The 17953-nt window shown below is 46.5% G+C and carries 11 protein-coding genes; 7 read left to right on the forward strand and 4 right to left on the reverse strand.

The annotated features are described in order from the left end of the window. Positions 1 to 1213 precede the first annotated feature (1213 nt). Together CLV98_RS16720 and CLV98_RS16725 are read left to right on the forward strand one after the other, a co-directional pair. Positions 1214 to 2869 carry a hypothetical protein gene (locus CLV98_RS16720; RefSeq protein WP_109676324.1) on the forward strand — a complete coding sequence of 552 codons (1656 nt, stop codon included), beginning with the start codon at positions 1214 to 1216 and terminating at the stop codon, positions 2867 to 2869. 233 nt (positions 2870 to 3102) lie between these two features. Continuing rightward, positions 3103 to 5508: a TonB-dependent receptor gene (locus CLV98_RS16725; RefSeq protein WP_109676014.1), complete on the forward strand. Its 2406-nt coding sequence runs from the start codon at positions 3103 to 3105 to the stop codon at positions 5506 to 5508. Between the two features lie 56 nt (positions 5509 to 5564). On the opposite strand, the gene CLV98_RS16730 is transcribed toward CLV98_RS16725, so the two are convergent. The 4 genes from CLV98_RS16730 to CLV98_RS16745 form a co-directional block, all read right to left on the reverse strand. Next, on the reverse strand, positions 5565 to 6242 hold the full coding sequence (locus CLV98_RS16730; RefSeq protein WP_109676016.1) for a potassium channel family protein: 678 nt from the start codon (positions 6240 to 6242) through the stop codon (positions 5565 to 5567). A gap of 71 nt (positions 6243 to 6313) precedes the next feature. Continuing rightward, positions 6314 to 8083, reverse strand: a complete 1770-nt coding sequence (locus tag CLV98_RS16735) for a TrkH family potassium uptake protein (RefSeq protein ID WP_109676018.1) — start codon at positions 8081 to 8083, stop codon at positions 6314 to 6316. A 6-nt stretch (positions 8084 to 8089) separates the two neighbouring features. Then, on the reverse strand, positions 8090 to 9328 hold the full coding sequence (locus tag CLV98_RS16740; protein WP_109676020.1) for a cation:proton antiporter: 1239 nt from the start codon (positions 9326 to 9328) through the stop codon (positions 8090 to 8092). A gap of 557 nt (positions 9329 to 9885) precedes the next feature. Further along, on the reverse strand, positions 9886 to 11343 hold the full coding sequence (locus CLV98_RS16745) for a sulfatase family protein (RefSeq protein ID WP_109676022.1): 1458 nt from the start codon (positions 11341 to 11343) through the stop codon (positions 9886 to 9888). A gap of 204 nt (positions 11344 to 11547) precedes the next feature. On the opposite strand from CLV98_RS16745, the gene CLV98_RS16750 reads away from it, so the two are divergent. The 5 genes from CLV98_RS16750 to CLV98_RS16770 are packed head-to-tail and all read left to right on the forward strand — an operon-like array spanning position 11548 to position 17951. Further along, entirely contained in the window at positions 11548 to 13833 is a 2286-nt protein-coding gene (locus CLV98_RS16750; RefSeq protein ID WP_109676024.1) for a TonB-dependent receptor, read from the forward strand. Between the two features lie 32 nt (positions 13834 to 13865). Then, positions 13866 to 15296, forward strand: a complete 1431-nt coding sequence (locus CLV98_RS16755) for an HmuY family protein (RefSeq protein WP_109676026.1) — start codon at positions 13866 to 13868, stop codon at positions 15294 to 15296. Between the two features lie 12 nt (positions 15297 to 15308). Further along, complete coding sequence (locus tag CLV98_RS16760; protein WP_109676028.1) at positions 15309 to 15872, forward strand: HmuY family protein; 564 nt, start codon at positions 15309 to 15311, stop codon at positions 15870 to 15872. Between the two features lie 12 nt (positions 15873 to 15884). Next, a complete protein-coding gene (locus CLV98_RS16765; protein ID WP_109676030.1) occupies positions 15885 to 17108 on the forward strand; it encodes a M28 family peptidase in 1224 nt (407 codons plus the stop codon). Positions 17109 to 17120: 12 nt separating this feature from the next. Next, positions 17121 to 17951 carry a heme/hemin ABC transporter substrate-binding protein gene (locus CLV98_RS16770; RefSeq protein WP_109676032.1) on the forward strand — a complete coding sequence of 277 codons (831 nt, stop codon included), beginning with the start codon at positions 17121 to 17123 and terminating at the stop codon, positions 17949 to 17951. Positions 17952 to 17953: the final 2 nt, after the last annotated feature.

Here is a 17953-nt window from a genome sequence, read left to right on the forward strand (position 1 = left end):
GGTTATGATAAAATCACGGCAGAAATGGTCTTGAAAATAACACTCTACATAGAGGTTCGATACCTACGGCATCGTCATTCACGATTCATTAATTAATTCTCTATAAACGTTTTATCCCGCTGGGATAAGGTGACAATAGATATCAATTGAAATAAGGATCATTGGGGATTTTGAAAACATGCGGCTCAAAGATGCCAGAGGCATCTAACGTTTATAGCCCAAACGCAAACATATGAATTTTCCGACTGCAGCGCAGTCGAACCATAGCCGACAATTGCCAAATACCTTGGGTTTCCATAAAACCACCACAGAATTGATGATGGAAAAACCACTCTACATAGAGGTTCGATACCTACGGCATCGTCATTCATTATTTGATTCTCTATAAACGTTTTATCCCGCTGGGATAAGGTGACAATAGATATCAATTGAAATAAGGATCATTGGGGATTTTGAAAACATGCGGCTCAAAGATGCCAGAGGCATCTAACGTTTATAGCAAAAACGAAAACAAGTGAATCTCCCGACTGCAGCGCAGTCGAACCATAGCCGACAATTGCCAAATACCTTGGGTTTCCATAAAACCACCATAGAAATGATGATGGAAATACCACACTATATAGAGGTTCGATACCTACGGCATCGTCATTCATTATTTGATTCTCTATAAACGTTTTATCCCGCTGGGATAAGGTGACAATAGATATCAATTGAAATAAGGATCATTGGGGATTTTGAAAACATGCGGCTCAAAGATGCCAGAGGCATCTAACGTTTATAGCCCAAACGCAAACATATGAATTTTCCGACTGCAGCGCAGTCGAACCATAGCCGACAATTGCCAAATACCTTGGGTTTCCATAAAACCACCATAGAAATGATGATGGAAATACCACTCTTCATAGAGGTTCGATACCTACGGCATCGTCATTCACGATTCATTAATTAATTCTCTATAAACGTTTTATCCCGCTGGGATAAGGTTACAATAGATATCAATTGAAATAAGGATCATTGGGGATTTTGAGAACATGCTATTCAAAGATCCTCCATATGAATGGATTTCAATCCCCAGAGCAACAGCTCGCAAGGATCTTCAACTTAAAATATCCATAAATTCTCCGGTTTTTGTTTAACTTAGCAAACTAAATTACCCCTAAACCATATTATTCTCTTTTTTACAAAACCCATGAAGACCTACGTAACTCATTTGATGCAATATGCCCTATTGCTGTTGCTATTATTATGCCCTGTACTAATGACCCAAGCCCAAACCAAAGGGCAGCAAGAAGAGGTGGTGATCACCTCCCAAAAAAAACAAAAAACCCGGGTATCCACCAGTGAGCAGGGCGTGCTGCAAGTGAATGTCGCTCCGGCGGATGCACGCAAATTTAAAGCTGCCGGCCAGGTTAGCTATGCCGACTTTGGAGCCAAAGCCGACGGTAAGACCGATGCTATGGATGCCATCGCCGCAACCCACGCCTATGCCAACCAGCATGGCCTAAGGGTAAAAGCCACCGATGGTGCCCAGTACTACATAGGTGGCCAACAACGTACTGCCGTGATACAGACCGACACCGATTTCGGTACGGCATCCTTTATCATCGACGATACCGACGTTCAAAACCGCAATGCCTCGGTATTTACGGTGAGTTCGGGCCTTCAACCTTTTAAGCTGGAGAATATCAAGACCCTTAAAAGGAACCAACAAAAAATAGAAGCAAACCTGCCGGGACCCTGTCTGATCACCGTCACCAACGCTCATGTAAAACAATATATCCGTTATGGCCTCAATCAAAATAATGGAACCTCCCAGACCGATATATTTGTAGTAGACCAAAGCGGAAAGGTTGATATGGACGCGCCGATTATCTGGGATTTCGACCAGATTACAGACCTTACCGCCTTACCAATCGACGAAAAGCCACTAAAGATTACCGGAGGTATATTCACCACCATCGCCAATAAGGCCGAATCGAAATACACCTATTACAGCCGCAACATAGCCATTAAGCGTTCCAACGTCCTGGTCGACGGACTTCGCCACCATATCAAGGGCGAAGGAGACCATGGTGCACCATATGGCGGATTTCTTAATATCAGCCAATGCGCCTATGTAACGGTCCAAAACACCATTCTAACAGGCCACCGGACCTATCAGACTATCGGAGCGGCAGGCAAGCCGGTCTCGATGGGAAGTTACGATCTGTCGGTAAATCGCGCCCTAAATGTCTCATTTATCAATTGCAGCCAGACTAACGACATCAACGACGGGAAATATTGGGGTATTTTGGGTTCTAATTTCTGCAAAAATTTGCTGTACGACAACTGTACCTTCTCTCGTTTTGACGCCCATATGGGCGTGGCCAACGCCACCATCCGTAACTCTACCTTGGGCCATATGGGCATCAACGCCATTGGTAGCGGGGTACTCACCATCGAAAACTCAACCATCCGGGGTAGGAGCTTCGTAAATCTACGCTCCGACTACGGAAGCACCTGGCAAGGGGAGTTGATAATCCGAGACTGTGTTTTTGTGCCCGCCGGTGGCAGACCAACCAGCGCCTCTCTGATCAGTGGATCGTATTCGGGTCAGCACGATTTCGGATATACTTGCTATATGCCCGAACGGATCACGATAGAGAATCTCCGCATCGACGATTCTCAACATCCTGAGGGCTATCAAGGACCTGCCCTTTTCACAAATTTCAATCCTAAAATGACGGATGCTACCTATCAGGAAAAATACCCTTATGTACTGACCAAAGAGGTAGCGCTCAAAAATGTTACCATCGCCAGCGGGAAATCACTAAGGGTGAGCGACAACCCCTATATGTTTAAGGCGGTACAAATCAATACACAGCCATAACAGGTGTGTGAAAAGGGGGCTAAATGCCCTCCCCTTGGATAATGGCCTGGAAGCATCGATTTCCAGGCCATTATTTATGAAGAATGCCTAAGACCTCCGCCATATTGAGACTACCAGCCCAACAAACTCCTGGTAGTACGACGATAAAACCCCGGTGGAATGGCAGCGGGGCTGCAAAATTCAGAATTAATTCAAAATTGCGGCCGTAATTGTGCGCAAAAAGCATATAGCCAATGAAACAAATTATCACCATCTTCCTTTTTACGCTCCTGGTTGGATCCGTAACGGCCCAGTCGGTACGTGTGACCCTTTCAGGAAAGGTAGTCTCCCACCAAAACCAGTCGGCGATGTCCTATGTCAATATAGCCCTATTCAGAAATACTACACAGGATTTTGTCGTCGGAAGTATCAGCGACGAAAGGGGGCAATTTGTGCTGACCGACGTAGCACCCGGAACTTACCAAATACGCATCAGCTATCTGGGCTTCCTTCCTAAAACACAGGAGCTGGTGATCGGCAACCTTAGCCCATACCTGAACTTAGGGACCTTCGCTATGGAAGAGGACCCTAACCGGCTGGAGGAGGTCACGATAACCGGTCGACAGCCCGACGGAGTGAGTGCAAAAATGGATAAAAAGGTATATGACCTAGGAGAAAACATCAGCCAGATAGGTGGATCGGTACTGGATGCGATGAAGAACCTGCCGGGCGTGACTCTCGAACAAGACGGCAAGGTGAGCCTCCGCGGTAGCGACAAAGTGGCTGTTTTGATCGACGGGAGACAGACCGCTATTACGGGTTTTGGCAACCAAACTGGACTCGACAACCTCCCCGCTTCGTCCATAGAACGCATCGAGATCATCAACAACCCTTCGGCCAAGTTTGATGCCAATGGCAACGCCGGAATTATTAATATCATCTATAAAAAGAATAAAGACGAAGGTTTTAACGGCAAAATAGGCCTTACGGCAGGACTGGGGGCGCTATGGATCAAGAAACAGAATCTACCTGAGGTAGGTAAGCAGTATCAGAATACACCCAAAATCAACCCCTCCTTATCCCTGAATTACAAGAAAAACCGGGTCAATTGGTTTTTACAAGGTGACTACTTGCATACACCTACCCTCAACAAAAACGAATTTGTAGACCGTACCTATGACGACGGCACCATAGTCCGCCAACAAACACGGCGCAACCGGGATACCAATTTCTCTACCCTTAAAACTGGGTTGGACTGGTCGCCCACCGACAAGGACCTGTTTTCGCTATCGGGACTTTTTAGCAGAGAAAAGATATTGGACCATGGCGAAGAACCCTTTTACAATAAAGACCTGACCGTTAGGAACCGCCTATGGACCTTTTTGGAGGACGAGCTAAAGACGACCGCAACGGCTTCGGCCAGCTACCAACACAAATACCAGCAACCGGGTCGTTTGCTGACCATCGGGTTGAACTATACCTTCCACCGAGAGGACGAAAAGTATTTCTTTAAAAACACCTTACCCGATTCGTTTGGGGAGGATGCCTTTAAGTTGCTTAGCGATGAACATGTGGGCGACCTTACCGTCGACTACGTACAGCCTATGCGCTATGGTCGGGTGGAGGGTGGCCTCAAGCTTCGGCGCCGGTATATCCCCACCAATATGCAGTTTTTCCCGGGAGCCAACTCTCCTATCGACTCCCTGGCCGGCGGCTGGGCCAACTATAACGAGACCATCCCGGCCGTTTATGGCAATTATGTGTATGAAAACCAACGGATCGAGCTGGAAGCGGGGATGCGCTTCGAATTTGTGGACCTACGCTATACGGTAAACCCAAGCCACCCTACCTATAAGAGCAATGGCTATACCTACAGCCAGCCGTTTCCTAACTTAAGGTTTGCCTACAAATTTGATGACCATAACAAACTATCTATATTTTATAACCGCCGAGTCGACCGCCCTAACGAAGTGGACATCCGGATATTCCCCAAATATGATGATGCCGAGATCATCAAAATAGGAAATCCTGCCTTAAGTCCTCAATTTACCTCGACCATCGAGACGGGTTATAAGAGCAATTGGGAAAAGGGTTATTTCTATTCGGCCTTGTATTACAAATTTACCAACCATACCATCACCCGTATCGGTACCATTGTGCCTGGGAGCACCATTATTTATAATATTTTCCAAAATGCTGGCAATAGCAGTAGTACGGGTGTGGAACTTCTGGCCCAACATCAGTTGGCCAGCTGGTTGGACCTCAGCCTAAACGTGAATGTGTACCGGAACAACATTAGCGCCTTTACCGTACAAAACTTATACCCAATTGAAAGTATGTATACGGCTGCAGCGCAGTCTACCTGGTCGGGAAATGGGAAACTGATCGGAAATTTCAAATTCAAGAGTGGCATCAGCCTACAGCTATCTGCCCTATATATGGCTCCTGATGTGGTACCCCAAGGCCGAACAGGGAGCCGGTACGGGGTCGATATGGGGGCAAAAAAACAACTTCCTAAGGGGGATATTTTCCTAAACGCCTCCGACCTGTTCAACACGATGGTCACCCGGAGGACGGTTATCGGCGATGGCTTTCACTACACCAGCAACGACTACTACGAAACGCAGGTGATCCGAATAGGTTACCACTACAAGTTTTGATACAAATCAAGCTTCCTAGGCCTCTCTGGCCTAGGAAGCTTGACTTGTCCATATAACTAATGCATGAGTTTTTCGATATCCTTCATCTCTCCAAAGAGCACCAATACTTCATCTTCATGCATGACGGTATCGGGCGTAGCAATGCCAGACGCCTTGGTAAAGGTCTTGATCAGCCCATTCTCCGAACCTTTAGATACCGTCAGGACGGTCAGCACGATCACCTGATAGCGCTTGGTAAAGTCGGCTTGGGCTAAGGACATCCCTATGTATTTCTTAGGGACCTTGGTCTCTATAATGCTATATTTTTCAGAGATCTTAAAGGAATCGACAATGCCGGAATTGTCTAGGCGCATAGCCAGCCTTTCGGCCGACTCCTCCTCTGGCAACACGTATTCTTCGATTTGCATAGCTTCTAGTACCGTTTTTTGAAGGTCCGATACTACCCGGCCTATTATCCTTTTAATCCCTAGTTGCTTGAGCAGGGCCGTGGTGAGCAATGAGGAGGCTTCGTCCTCACCAATGGCCACGATTACGGCATCGGCATCCTTGAGCGGCAAGGAAATCACCGCACTTTTATCGGTACAGTCCATACATACCGTATGGGTAATCTTCTCCTTGAGTTGCTCTACCTTGGTCATGTTATTGTCGACACCGATCGCCTCGTGACCAAGCTCTGTAAGCCTGATGGCCAAGGATTTACCAAAATTACCTAAGCCAAATATGACGTATTTCATAGAATCTAAAACGTTAATATTGTATGCTGAATTTGCCGAAATTCTAGAGACTATCCAGATCGAGCAGCATGTTAAAAGTTCATCTGCTCATTAGGAAATCTATAGTTTTTGGGCTTATCCTTCTTAATAATCGCAATCAACAGGGTCAGAAACCCTACCCTACCTACAAACATCGTAATGGTAATCACGAGCTTACCGGCATTGCTAAGCTTATCGGTCACCCCCAGGCTGAGTCCAGAAGTACTATAGGCAGAGAAGCTCTCAAAAGCCAGAGAGATCAGGTGCTTGTCGGAGTCGGTTAAGGACAGGGCAAATATAGACATTCCTAGGAAAATCAGAGAAAGGCTGATTATAGCGAAAGCTCGAGAGGACGAGTCGCCGGTGACCCTCCTACCAAACATTTCTATCGATTCCTTTCCCTTTACCAGGCTATAGATATTCATACTGGCCAAGGCGATGGTCGTCACCTTTACCCCTCCACCGGTAGAACCCGGTGCCGCTCCAATCCACATCAACAGGAAAATCAGCATGATCGTGGGAAAGGACAGATGCCCCATGTCTACGGCATTGAACCCAGCCGTACGAGGGGTAGTAGCGGTAAACAACGCCGAGACCATTTTACCCCAAATGGTAGGATGCTCGGCTAAGGTATTCTGATACTCCAGCACAAAGACCAGTAAAAAACCTACCAGAATGAGTATAAAGGTCGTGTAAGCGATAATTTTAGAATTAAAGGCGATAATCTGTGCCCTATAGATAAAAGCCCGGCGGTATACTACCTTATGAAAAAGATTCCATAGCCAGCGTTTCACGAACTCGTATACATTGAATACGATAGCGAAACCCAGGCCTCCCAGTACATATAGTGCAATGAGAATCAAATGAAAGTTATAATTGAAACGAAAATCAATATGGTTAATACCTCCGCTGACCGACGAAAACCCGGCATTGCAAAAGGCAGAAATAGCATGAAAGACAGAAAAATAGATTTGATCGGCTACCGAATCGAATTGCACCTCGTCGAGGGTCAAGAAAATAAGGGAGGCGCCCAGAATTTCGAAAGATAGGGTGACCAAAATGATCTTATATAACGTTTTGATGACAGACCCAATCTTCCCCTCGCCAATCAGCTCGGTGAACATCAACTGATTTTTAAAAGAGAAGCCCCCCGAGAAGAAATAACCAAAAAAACCGGTAAAAGTCATGATTCCAAGCCCTCCTATCTGAATAAGAATCAATAAAACGCTCTGGCCAAAACGAGTGAACTCCGAAGCCACATCCACTACCGACAAGCCCGTGACACATACGGCACTGGTGGCCAGAAAAAGGGCATCCACAAAGGTGATATGGCGATCGTAAGTCGACTTCGGGAGCAGCAATAGTGCCGTCCCCAACAAGATGAGTAGCAAAAAGCTTAGAACGAATAATAAAGTGGGATTGAAGTAAAACTGATCGAAGAAAAGCGTCTTTTTTGACAATTCAATCATAAAGATCCCGTAGATCCCCACATACATCCACTCTGGCCTAACCAGCTGAGTACCATCGGCCCCGCTGAAATAATAGTTATCGGCAATGGTAACGGCTATAAAGTAAATACATAGGATAGCCTCCGCATAAATGGTGATCTTGGAAGACTGACTCACAAATTGAGTTAAAGTCTTGATTAATAACGCAAAAGCAAAAAAGAAGAAACAAAGTTCTAGAATTCTATTGGTCAAATGTTCTATTTCGACGTCGGTATTATAACCAATATGAAAGAGTATCCCTAAGGAACACAGGAAACTCAGGACCAACAAAACATGGTCGATTACTTTGCGCAATTGTAATATGCGATCTTTCATTAATGACTATTTACTGAGTCGTTTGATGAGGGCCTCAATGGTAAATCCTTGTACTAAAATAGAGAACAACACGATCACGAATGTTACCGAAACGATAATTTCTTTATAAGGGTTGTCCGGAATAGATAAGGCCAAGGCGATGGATATCCCTCCTCGCAGTCCCCCCCAGGTCATTATTTTGAGGGTAGATAAGCCTCCAAGACTATCCTTGAATTTGAAAAGAACCGATGGAATATAAAGGGCTATAAAACGGCCTACCACGATGAGCAAGGCTATGATGATTCCTACAATAAGGTAACCAAACTCAAAGTTGACCACCACAATCTCGAGTCCTATGAGCATAAATAAGATGGCATTGAGGATTTCGTCGGTTACCTCCCAAAACTTACCCAAATAGTCTCTGGTAATGTCACTCATAGCCAGTCGCTTACCGCGATTTCCGGTCATAATACCGGCCACTACCATAGCCAAGGGACCCGATACATGTAGGTAATGGCAAAGGCTATATCCACCCATCACCATGGCGAGGGAAATGAGAATTTCAGTTTGAAAGTGATCGATTGACTTCATAAGTCTATAGCCGACAAAACCGATAATAAGTCCCAATACGACGCCTCCAATAGCCTCTTGTATGAAGAGCAAACCAATGTCTACGGCCCCAAAGTTTTCGATTCCTACCGAGGCGATCTGAAGTATAGTGGCAAATATAACGACGCCTATACCATCGTTAAATAGGGATTCCCCTACGATATTGGTCTCAATTGATTTGGAGAGTTTGGCCTTCTTGAGGATCCCCATCACCGCAATGGGGTCGGTAGGCGATATTAAGGCTCCGAATAACATGCAATAAATGAGCGGTACCGGTAAGCCAAATAAGGGCATGGTATAGTAAAAGGAATACCCCACGATGACCGTCGATATAACGGTACCCAAGGTGGCAAAGCTCAGAATACTTTTGGCAGATTTTTGCAGATCGTCCAGTTGAACATGGAGCGAGCCGGCAAAGAGCAAGAAACTCAATAACATGCCCAACAAAAACTCGGAGAAGTCGATCAACTCCAGGGCTTCCCGGACCAACAAGGTAGCTCCTTTCCAGAAGTAACCCTCTACGATGACCAACAAGGAAACGATGGTTCCCATGAGCATCAAGCTGATTCCCGAAGGGAGTTTCATCCAGCGAACATTGATATACGAGAAGCCTGCAGCCAATGTAATCAGAATAGAAAAAAGGATAAATAGCTCCATATTTGATTAGGGTAAATTAAAAACCTAAAACTTAGAGCCTGTTTAAATTTTAATGATTGAATTGTTTGTTACCTATTTTTTGTGCGATGCCAGGCAAATTTTTTAGGGATAGCATAAGCTATCGTGCGACGTACCGTCACTAAAAATCTAACGCAGCGGCCGACGCTCGGTTGTAGCCAAAAAATAGCATAAACAATTAATAGGTTAATTTTTAAACAGGCTCTTACTACCTGCAAACTTATACAATCAGTTGTGTTTTAAACTATAATTAAGCAATAAGTTCCAGCACCCCCAATAGTTGTTCAAGACCTTCCCTACTGCTACTGCCTGATCAACAGGACCTTGTATTAAATCCTACTTTTTCTCTATTTCAATATTTTATCTATTTCAACCCGGTCCACGTCTCCTAACACCAATCAATCTATATAAAAAACGACGTAAATCACATTCTTGCCCGCCTGGCAGAACACCTACCGGTGAACAGCGATTTTGAGAGGCTGAAGCCCTGAGGAAGGCCCTAGTAAACGTCCAGCCTTTCCTCAGGATTCTGGGTATTATTACTCCTGAATATGACCGATAGGCCTCAGGTTAGCCCCTTTGCGGTCAGTAATGTCGTCACCCAAATCTTGCCGGGCTTTTTCGGCCAACTCCATGAGGGAAGTCATAACCTCGGGATAGCTCCCTTGTACATCGTAGCGCTCTCCTGGGTCGCGACGCAGGTCGAATAATGCCAACGGAAATTCTTTATTTTCATCGGTTTTTCCACGCAACCCACCATTACCTGGCTGTAGGCCTTCATAAGATCGACCCTTATGGGGTAGTACCAACTTCCAATTTCCCTGACGTACTCCTTCCAGGCTATTTTTACGGTAATAATAGTAAAACTCTTTGCGAGGCTCTGCCGTCAAATCCCCCTCCATTAACGACCAGATATTTACCCCATCTATTTTATGACTCGGCAAGGCACCTCCCGAAAGGGCAGCAAAAGTAGGCAACAGGTCTATGGTAGATGCTAACTGGTTGCACACTACCCCTTCGGGAATCTTGCCTTTCCATTGCATCACACAGGGAACGCGTTGGCCGCCTTCGGTAGAGGAACCTTTGCCCTCTCGGAGCCCGCCTGTAGAGCCGGCATGGTCGCCAAAATTGAGCCATGGACCATTATCACTCGTAAAGATCACCAAAGTATTCTCTTCTAACCCATTCTCTTTAAGGGTTTTCAGTATTTCACCTACCGACCAGTCTATTTCCATCACCACGTCGCCATATACTCCCTGGCCACTCTTGCCCTTAAACCGCTTGGAGGCCGCTATGGGTACATGTGGCATTGAATGAGGCACGTATATAAAAAATGGCTTTTTCTTATTCTCCTTAATAAAACGAACGGCCTCCTTCGTGTAAGTCTCGGTGAGCCCCCCCTGATCGTCCATGGTATCGATGGTACGTATAATTTTAGTCCCCTGAAATAGCGGTAAACGGGGGTAAAAGCTTTTCCCATGGGTCTTTTCATAAGGCACTCCGCTATAATCCAGCGGCCACATATCATTGGAATAGGGCAAGCCTACAAATTCATCGAAGCCATGTTTCAAGGGAGAGAAATCGGCGTGGTCGCCCAAATGCCACTTGCCAAATATTGCGGTAGCATAGCCCTTCTCCTTTAGTACTTCGGCCATGGTCTTTTCCTGAGCTCCTATACCCGTTTTAGAATTTGGGAAGAGGGCTCCTGAAATACCGATCCGATTGGGGTAGCACCCCGTCAACAAGGCGGCCCGGGAAGCACTACATACCGCCTGTGCTGCCATAAAATTAGTAAACCGCATCCCATTGGCGGCCATCTGATCCAAATGAGGCGTTTTATAATCAAGGGCCCCATAGGAGCTCAAATCACCGTAGCCAAGGTCGTCTGTAAATATCAGCACAATATTGGGAGCAGTAGTCTGCTTGGTGTTTTGACCAAAAACCTGGGTTAGTGCCAGTACAAATGAGAAGAATGGCAATAGTAATCGAAGTCGCATAAAATAATTTTAAGTTATTACATATCTCTTTTCTTAAAAGTATCGTAAAGGTAAAACTACTTAAATTCCCCAGATTTAGATCGATACCAAGTCATCTCCATCTACTGAACTACACGGATTTGAAAAAAATAAAATTCTTTTATTTGTAATTAGTCTAATTTAGACTTTCTTTGCAATCTGTAACTAGTCTAAATAAAATATGCTATGAGATATACTCTTTTCCTGCTGCTGTGTGCCTATACGCTCACGGCACATGGGCAACAAGCAGGCGGTATACTCCGTGGAACCATTCGAGGTGCTGAAGGTCAACCATTAGAAAATATTACCGTTTATCTTAAACCCGGAACCAAGGCCCAGCAAACCAACCAGGAAGGAGACTTCCAGTTTACCGCACCCTCAGGGCGCTATCAACTCCTAACCAGCCATCTGAACTTCGATTCCTTTCAAGATTCTATCCAGCTGTCCGACGGTAAGGAGTTAACCTTGGCGCCAATTGTGCTCAAAGAAGCCGTTCGAGGACTAGATGAGTTTGTTACCACCGGATCACTATCCCCTCAGTCATTGAAACAGACCGTCTACCAGGTGAGGGTAATCACCAGGGAGCAAATGCAATTGAGAGCCGCCACCAGCATACAGGGAATTCTAAATACCGAGCTAGGCATTCAGCTAAGCAATGACCTCACCCTAGGAACCACGGATATACAATTATTAGGTATGTCGGGGCAGAATGTGAAGATTCTATTGGATGGAATGCCTATGACCGACCGTGGGGCGGTAAAAGAAAGCCTTGGGCAGATAGACATTAACAGCATCGAACGCATCGAAATAGTAGAGGGCCCCATGTCGGTGATGTATGGCACCGACGCCTTAGCCGGGGTAATTAACCTGATTACCAAAACCAATACGGAGGCCCAGTCCTTATCGGTTCAGGCCCGGTTACAGGAAGAAACCGTCCATGAGGAATATCAACCACTTGGCCAGCAAGGCGTTCACAATGCGCATGTCGGACTCCATTATAACTACAAGTCTTGGCGAGTTTCGGGTAGCCTTAGCAGGAACCATTTTGGCGGATGGCAGGGCGATTACCCCGGGCGAGCCAAACAATGGATGCCCAAGACTCAGCTGCTAGGAAGTGCCGGCCTGGGAATTTCCAGGAAAAAATGGGAGGCTTGGTACCGACTTAGCGCTACGGACGAGGATCTGCAGAGTTTAGGGAACATCAACGCGAACAACCAAATCGCCTCAGACAAAAACTATCTTACCCAACGATGGTACCATCAGTTGCAAGGTAAATTCAAACCCTCGGACCGACTCACGTTTTCTTTGGACGCAGCGTATACTGACTATAGTCGGAAGACCCTGTCGACCAACCTAGACCTGGAAACGGGTCGGCGGACCCTGTCAACCGAAGTGGGTGCCCAGGATGAATCGACCTTTACCACGGCCTTTTCTAGGGCTACGATGTCCTACCGCATTACCGATAATCTAAATATCATTGGTGGTATGGATTATACAAGCAACCAAAGTCATGGCCCCCGCATCGCCGTAGACGCCCCAGTCTTAAACGAATATGCCGTTTTTATAAGTCCTGAAATAAAATTGGCCAGCAAGCTGAATATCCGACCAGGCTTGCGATTGTTGAAAAACAGTCAGTACCAAGCCCCTCCGGCCATACCTAGCCTCAATGCCAAGTTAAAAATCGGTAATCATCTCGATCTGCGTGGGGGCTATGCGCGAGGTTTCCGCTCTCCGGATTTACGAGAATTGTATTTCTGGTTTTTCGATGCCTCCCATTCTATCAAAGGCAATCCTGATTTACGCGCAGAAAATTCGAATAGTTTTAACGGCTCCTTAACCGCCCGATGGACGCACCACCAAGCCATAAGTCTGACATCGAGCCTAGGAGGCTTTTACAACACCTTTAACGACCTCATCACTACGGCCGTTAGCGCTTCGGACCCTGCTATTACGACTTATATCAATGTGGCCCGCTACAAAACCTTGGGGGGGAATTGGAACAACAAGCTGTACACCAAAAACCTACTGGCCAGTTTTGGCGTTCAACTCATTGGCCGATACAATCAATATCAACGAGAAAGTAGCCTTTTGGGTGAGTCCAAAACTTACACATGGACCCCAGAGGTTAACAGCACGGTCTCATACCGTTTCCTCAAGTCAGGCACTACCGTAGGGCTGGTCTATAAATTCACAGGCCGACAACCAATCTACTTGCTCGATGCCCTCGGCGAACTGGAGTTGACCCGACGGTCGTCCTATAGCATGGCCGACCTGAGTATCCAGCAAAAACTAGGACGCTATTTAACCCTTCAATCAGGAATACGCAACCTGTTTAACCTAACTAATATTACGAGTGGAGCTACCGACACATCGGGAGCACACAGCACGGGAAGCTCCCTACCGCTTTCCTATGGCAGGTCCTATTTCCTGGGATTAACCTTCCAATGGGCAAAAAACGAAAACAAAAATTAAATCCATAAAATCACCTTTCAATTACCAGAAACATGTACCAAACCCTATCCAAATACCTCCTTATCTTTTTTTTACTAGGACTGATTCCTTCTTGCAAGGACGACGAAGTACCCCTACCCGATCTGCTAGCTCAATTTGACGCCGCCGAGCAGGGAATAAGTGATACCGAAAGCTCCATCTCCGTCACGCTAAAACTTTCTAGAGAGGCTCCCGAGGCCATACATCTAGAAGTTTCTATGACCCCTGACGGTCTTAGCTATGGAACCGAATTTACGACCATCCCTACCGCTACCAATAACCAGATTAGCCTAACGATCCCCAAAGGGGCAACGGAAGTACAATTTGAAGTACAAAAAGCCCAAAACATTTTCTTAAACGGTACGGAGTCAATCGAGTTTGCCCTGCTCACTGCTAGCAGTCCAGCATTACTAGGCAGCACCACCAATTTTCTTTTAAAATTTGGCTCCATTGTTTCCACTGGAAGCGATATGCAGCTTAACGGACTGAAAGGGGCTGAATCGGGCTCAAGTGCCGCCAATTCGGTCTTTGTAGACCTGAGCAACAACCAGCAGCTGGCTGTTGAACGGGCGAGCTGGGACTTAGGATTTTATACTGGAGACGACTTTAGGGTGATCCTCAACAATACCACCTCAGCCACCACTAGAGCCACAGCCAAAACAGACCTCAACCAAGTAACCGCCTCCGACACCATCCCGGCGAGCAACTGGTCGATGGGATATACCGCAGAATCATTCGAGCTCATCGACGATATAACGGGCGATCTCAGTAAAACCGTAATAGCGGCCATTTCGAGTAACGATTCTGAAAACAAGGTCTATATCTTGAACCGTGGCACAGGAGGTGGCGTTCCGGCCCGTCGGTGGTGGAAAATCAGAGTGCTCCGGAAAGGAAGCGATGGCTACACCTTGCAATATGCTCCTATCACTTCCAATAGCTTCCAAACCATTGATATCGCCAAGGATCCATCCTACCACTTCAATTATGTATTCTTAGGCCAAGATAATGCTGCCAGTCAAACGGCCCAGCTAACTGCTGCCGAACCAGTAGCTAATAACTGGGACTTCAAATGGGGCTATTCCCTTTATGAGACTGCCTTAGGTGCCGGAACTATCCCTTATGCCTTCTCCGATCTCATCGCGATCAACCACCGATCGGGTGTGATGGCCGCCGAAGTAAGCACCAGTACGGTTTCTTACGAAAACTTTTCGGAACAACATATTGGCACCATAACTTTTGAGGACGACCTCTATGCGATCGGGGCCAATTGGCGGGTAACCTCCTCAGCCACCGAACCGATAGGCGTTCGTACCGACCGATTTTATGTAATCAAGGATCCCGCGGGGAATGTATATAAAATCAAATTTATCAGCTTTCATGCCAATGACGGTGGAGAACGGGGTAAACCAAAATTCGAATACCAACTCGTAAAAAAAACCAACTAACCCATTGCCAGGATGATATCGCAATCCATCATATTAAATTTATTGGGGCTAAGCTTGCTAGGAGCTCCCCTTCCTTCCGACAATCCCCAAAACGTTGCTGCTGAGGAAAAGCTTATCCGCGACTTGGATGCTCGGCAGGGATCTTTCACCTACTTCGATTTGGACAAAGGAGAAATAGTAGCCGATTCCTCGGAAAACCATTGGGATATCGCTTTTAGCAAGACTCGGATCGTTCTGAATGGGGGCATTCATGGTTCGGGGTCGGTACAGGGCCAGGTGCTTCCCACATCTTTCGAGGCGCTAAGGCAGGTACCTACCGATGGCTTCAAGTCCGATACCGATACTTCCGCTGCCATTCCATATGGCAGCGGTAATGGATGGTATACCTACGATATGCGTTTCCATGCCATTGTGGCATTACCTGACCGCAGTATTATTGTAAAAACCACGGAAGGCAGATATGTAAAGATCCAGATAAAGAGTTACTATAAGGGAGCTCCCGAGGATATCCCCTCGGAAGAATCCAGTTTTTATACGTTTCGCTATTCTTCTGCCGATGCAGAAGGCCATTTTTAATTGTAAACAAACATGAAATTTCTCTTAGTTCTCATCGCCTTCTTCTCCCCTTTATTCCTTAATGCGCAAGGTCTTGATAGCCTTATGCTCCGTAAGCACATGACCTATCTAGCCTCCGACGAGCTGGAAGGTCGAGGAACGGGAACGTTGGGGGAGATTCGTGCTGCCAACTATATTGCAGCCGAGATGCTCTCCTATGGGCTGAAACCTGCCGGGGACGGACACTCTTTTTTCCAGGTATTCGAAACCAAAATCGCCATAGAAAGCATTTCGCATCGCTTATTAGGGAGGAATGTCATAGGATTTCTAGATAACGGCTCCCCTTCTACCATCGTGGTGGGAGCCCATTACGACCATTTGGGGAAGGGTTTCCAGGGAAGCTCCCTAAGTCCGAACAGCCAAAACATGATCCATAATGGTGCCGACGACAATGCATCTGGCACGGCAGGGCTGCTATTATTGGCTAAGGAATTGGCTTCAAACCATGCTAAGGAGCAATACAATTATCTCTTTATTGCTTTTTCGGGCGAGGAGCTGGGCCTTATTGGTTCCAAATTCTATTGTGAACATCCCACTATCCCGCTAGCTAACACCAAAGCCATGATCAACATGGATATGATAGGCCGGTACCGCCCCGAGAAGGGCATTATCGTGTCGGGCTATGGGACTAGTCCAAGCTGGGGTGAGCTGCTACCCAAGGCTACCAAGTCGCTAAATATGAAATTTACTGCAGACTCCTCAGGGATAGGTGCATCGGATCATACCTCTTTCTATCTTAAGGAGATTCCTGTATTACAATTCTTCACTGGTACGCATTCCGATTACCACAAGGTAAGCGACAACCTAGCAGGCATCAATTTCCCTGGAGAAATAACCGTGCTTAGGCTCATTGAGAATGTCCTACTCGGACTGGACCAGCTACCAGAAGCTCCCCAGTATACCCAAGCGGGCAACCCACACCAAGCCAGCCAAAACACCTCGTTTAAGGTAACTCTTGGTGTGATGCCCGACTATAGCTATTCTGGCAAAGGCTTGAAAATAGATGCCGTAACGGCACAAAGACCCGCCGACAAGGCCGGAATAGTAGCTGGAGACGTCATCGTTAACCTCGCTGGACAGGACATCGGAGACATCTACGATTATATGAAAGTCCTGGGAAGTCACCAAAAGGGCGACCAGGTAAAAGCGATGATTCTTAGAAATGGAAAAAGCAGTTCAGTTGATATCACCTTTTAGTACGATAAAGCCATGTTGAAATTTATTCAGACCTCCTTATACCTCTTATGCTTTATGCTAGGGCCTCTTTGCTCTGGAGCCAAGCCGCTAAGAATTGTTTCGGTCAACGGAACATTGAGCGAAATCGTGGCAGGGCTGGGACTGACCTCCCAGCTGGTTGGTGTGGACATCACCAGCACCTATCCCGAAAGTCTACAGAAAGTACCTAAGGTGGGCCACAACCGTAGCTTGTCGGCAGAGGGAATCTTGTCGTTAAACCCCGACCTCATTATCTACACCAATGAGAGCATGGTTTCGGATCGGCTATTGAGTCAGTTGAAAGCCAGTGGCAAAAAAGTGGTCCTGTTCGAGCAGGTCTACAGCAAACAAGGTGCCATTGACTTGATTCGTGCGGTGGGAAAGTATTTCGACCGGAATGCTCAGGCAGAAAAAATGGTGACCACTGTAGAAAATGACCTTCGTAGATTAGTTCGCCCAGAGAAGCCTCAAAAACTACTGTTTATATATGCCAGAGGAACGGCCACCATGATGGTTGCAGGGACAGGAACGGCCTTGGAGGCCTTATTTGGCTTGACAGGAAACATCAATGCGGTCCAAGGGTTTTCGAACTTCAAACCCCTCACTGCCGAGGCATTGGTAATGGCCAATCCAGACGTGCTGGTACTTTTTGACAGTGGTCTCGAGAGCCTAGACGGTCCCCAGGGGCTATTGAAAGTACCGGGAGTGATGGCCACCAATGCCGGAAAAAATAAAAAAATCGTAAGTATGGACGGGCAGCTACTTACCAGCTACGGTCCACGCCTAGGCAAAGCGGCCATAGAACTCGCTCAGAAAATAAAATAATA

Origin of the sequence: Dyadobacter jejuensis (assembly GCF_003149085.1) — a bacterium.
In the GTDB taxonomy this organism is placed as follows: domain Bacteria; phylum Bacteroidota; class Bacteroidia; order Cytophagales; family Spirosomataceae; genus Dyadobacter; species Dyadobacter jejuensis.

What these genes read in the sequence shown, in the direction of transcription:
- CLV98_RS16720 (WP_109676324.1), top strand. Translation starts at nt 1,214, where the DNA reads ATGCAATATGCCCTATTGCTGTTGCTATTATTATGCCCTGTACTAATG.
- CLV98_RS16725 (WP_109676014.1), top strand. Translation starts at nt 3,103, where the DNA reads ATGAAACAAATTATCACCATCTTCCTTTTTACGCTCCTGGTTGGATCC.
- CLV98_RS16730 (WP_109676016.1), bottom strand. Translation starts at nt 6,242, where the DNA reads ATGAAATACGTCATATTTGGCTTAGGTAATTTTGGTAAATCCTTGGCC.
- CLV98_RS16735 (WP_109676018.1), bottom strand. Translation starts at nt 8,083, where the DNA reads ATGAAAGATCGCATATTACAATTGCGCAAAGTAATCGACCATGTTTTG.
- CLV98_RS16740 (WP_109676020.1), bottom strand. Translation starts at nt 9,328, where the DNA reads ATGGAGCTATTTATCCTTTTTTCTATTCTGATTACATTGGCTGCAGGC.
- CLV98_RS16745 (WP_109676022.1), bottom strand. Translation starts at nt 11,343, where the DNA reads ATGCGACTTCGATTACTATTGCCATTCTTCTCATTTGTACTGGCACTA.
- CLV98_RS16750 (WP_109676024.1), top strand. Translation starts at nt 11,548, where the DNA reads ATGAGATATACTCTTTTCCTGCTGCTGTGTGCCTATACGCTCACGGCA.
- CLV98_RS16755 (WP_109676026.1), top strand. Translation starts at nt 13,866, where the DNA reads ATGTACCAAACCCTATCCAAATACCTCCTTATCTTTTTTTTACTAGGA.
- CLV98_RS16760 (WP_109676028.1), top strand. Translation starts at nt 15,309, where the DNA reads ATGATATCGCAATCCATCATATTAAATTTATTGGGGCTAAGCTTGCTA.
- CLV98_RS16765 (WP_109676030.1), top strand. Translation starts at nt 15,885, where the DNA reads ATGAAATTTCTCTTAGTTCTCATCGCCTTCTTCTCCCCTTTATTCCTT.
- CLV98_RS16770 (WP_109676032.1), top strand. Translation starts at nt 17,121, where the DNA reads ATGTTGAAATTTATTCAGACCTCCTTATACCTCTTATGCTTTATGCTA.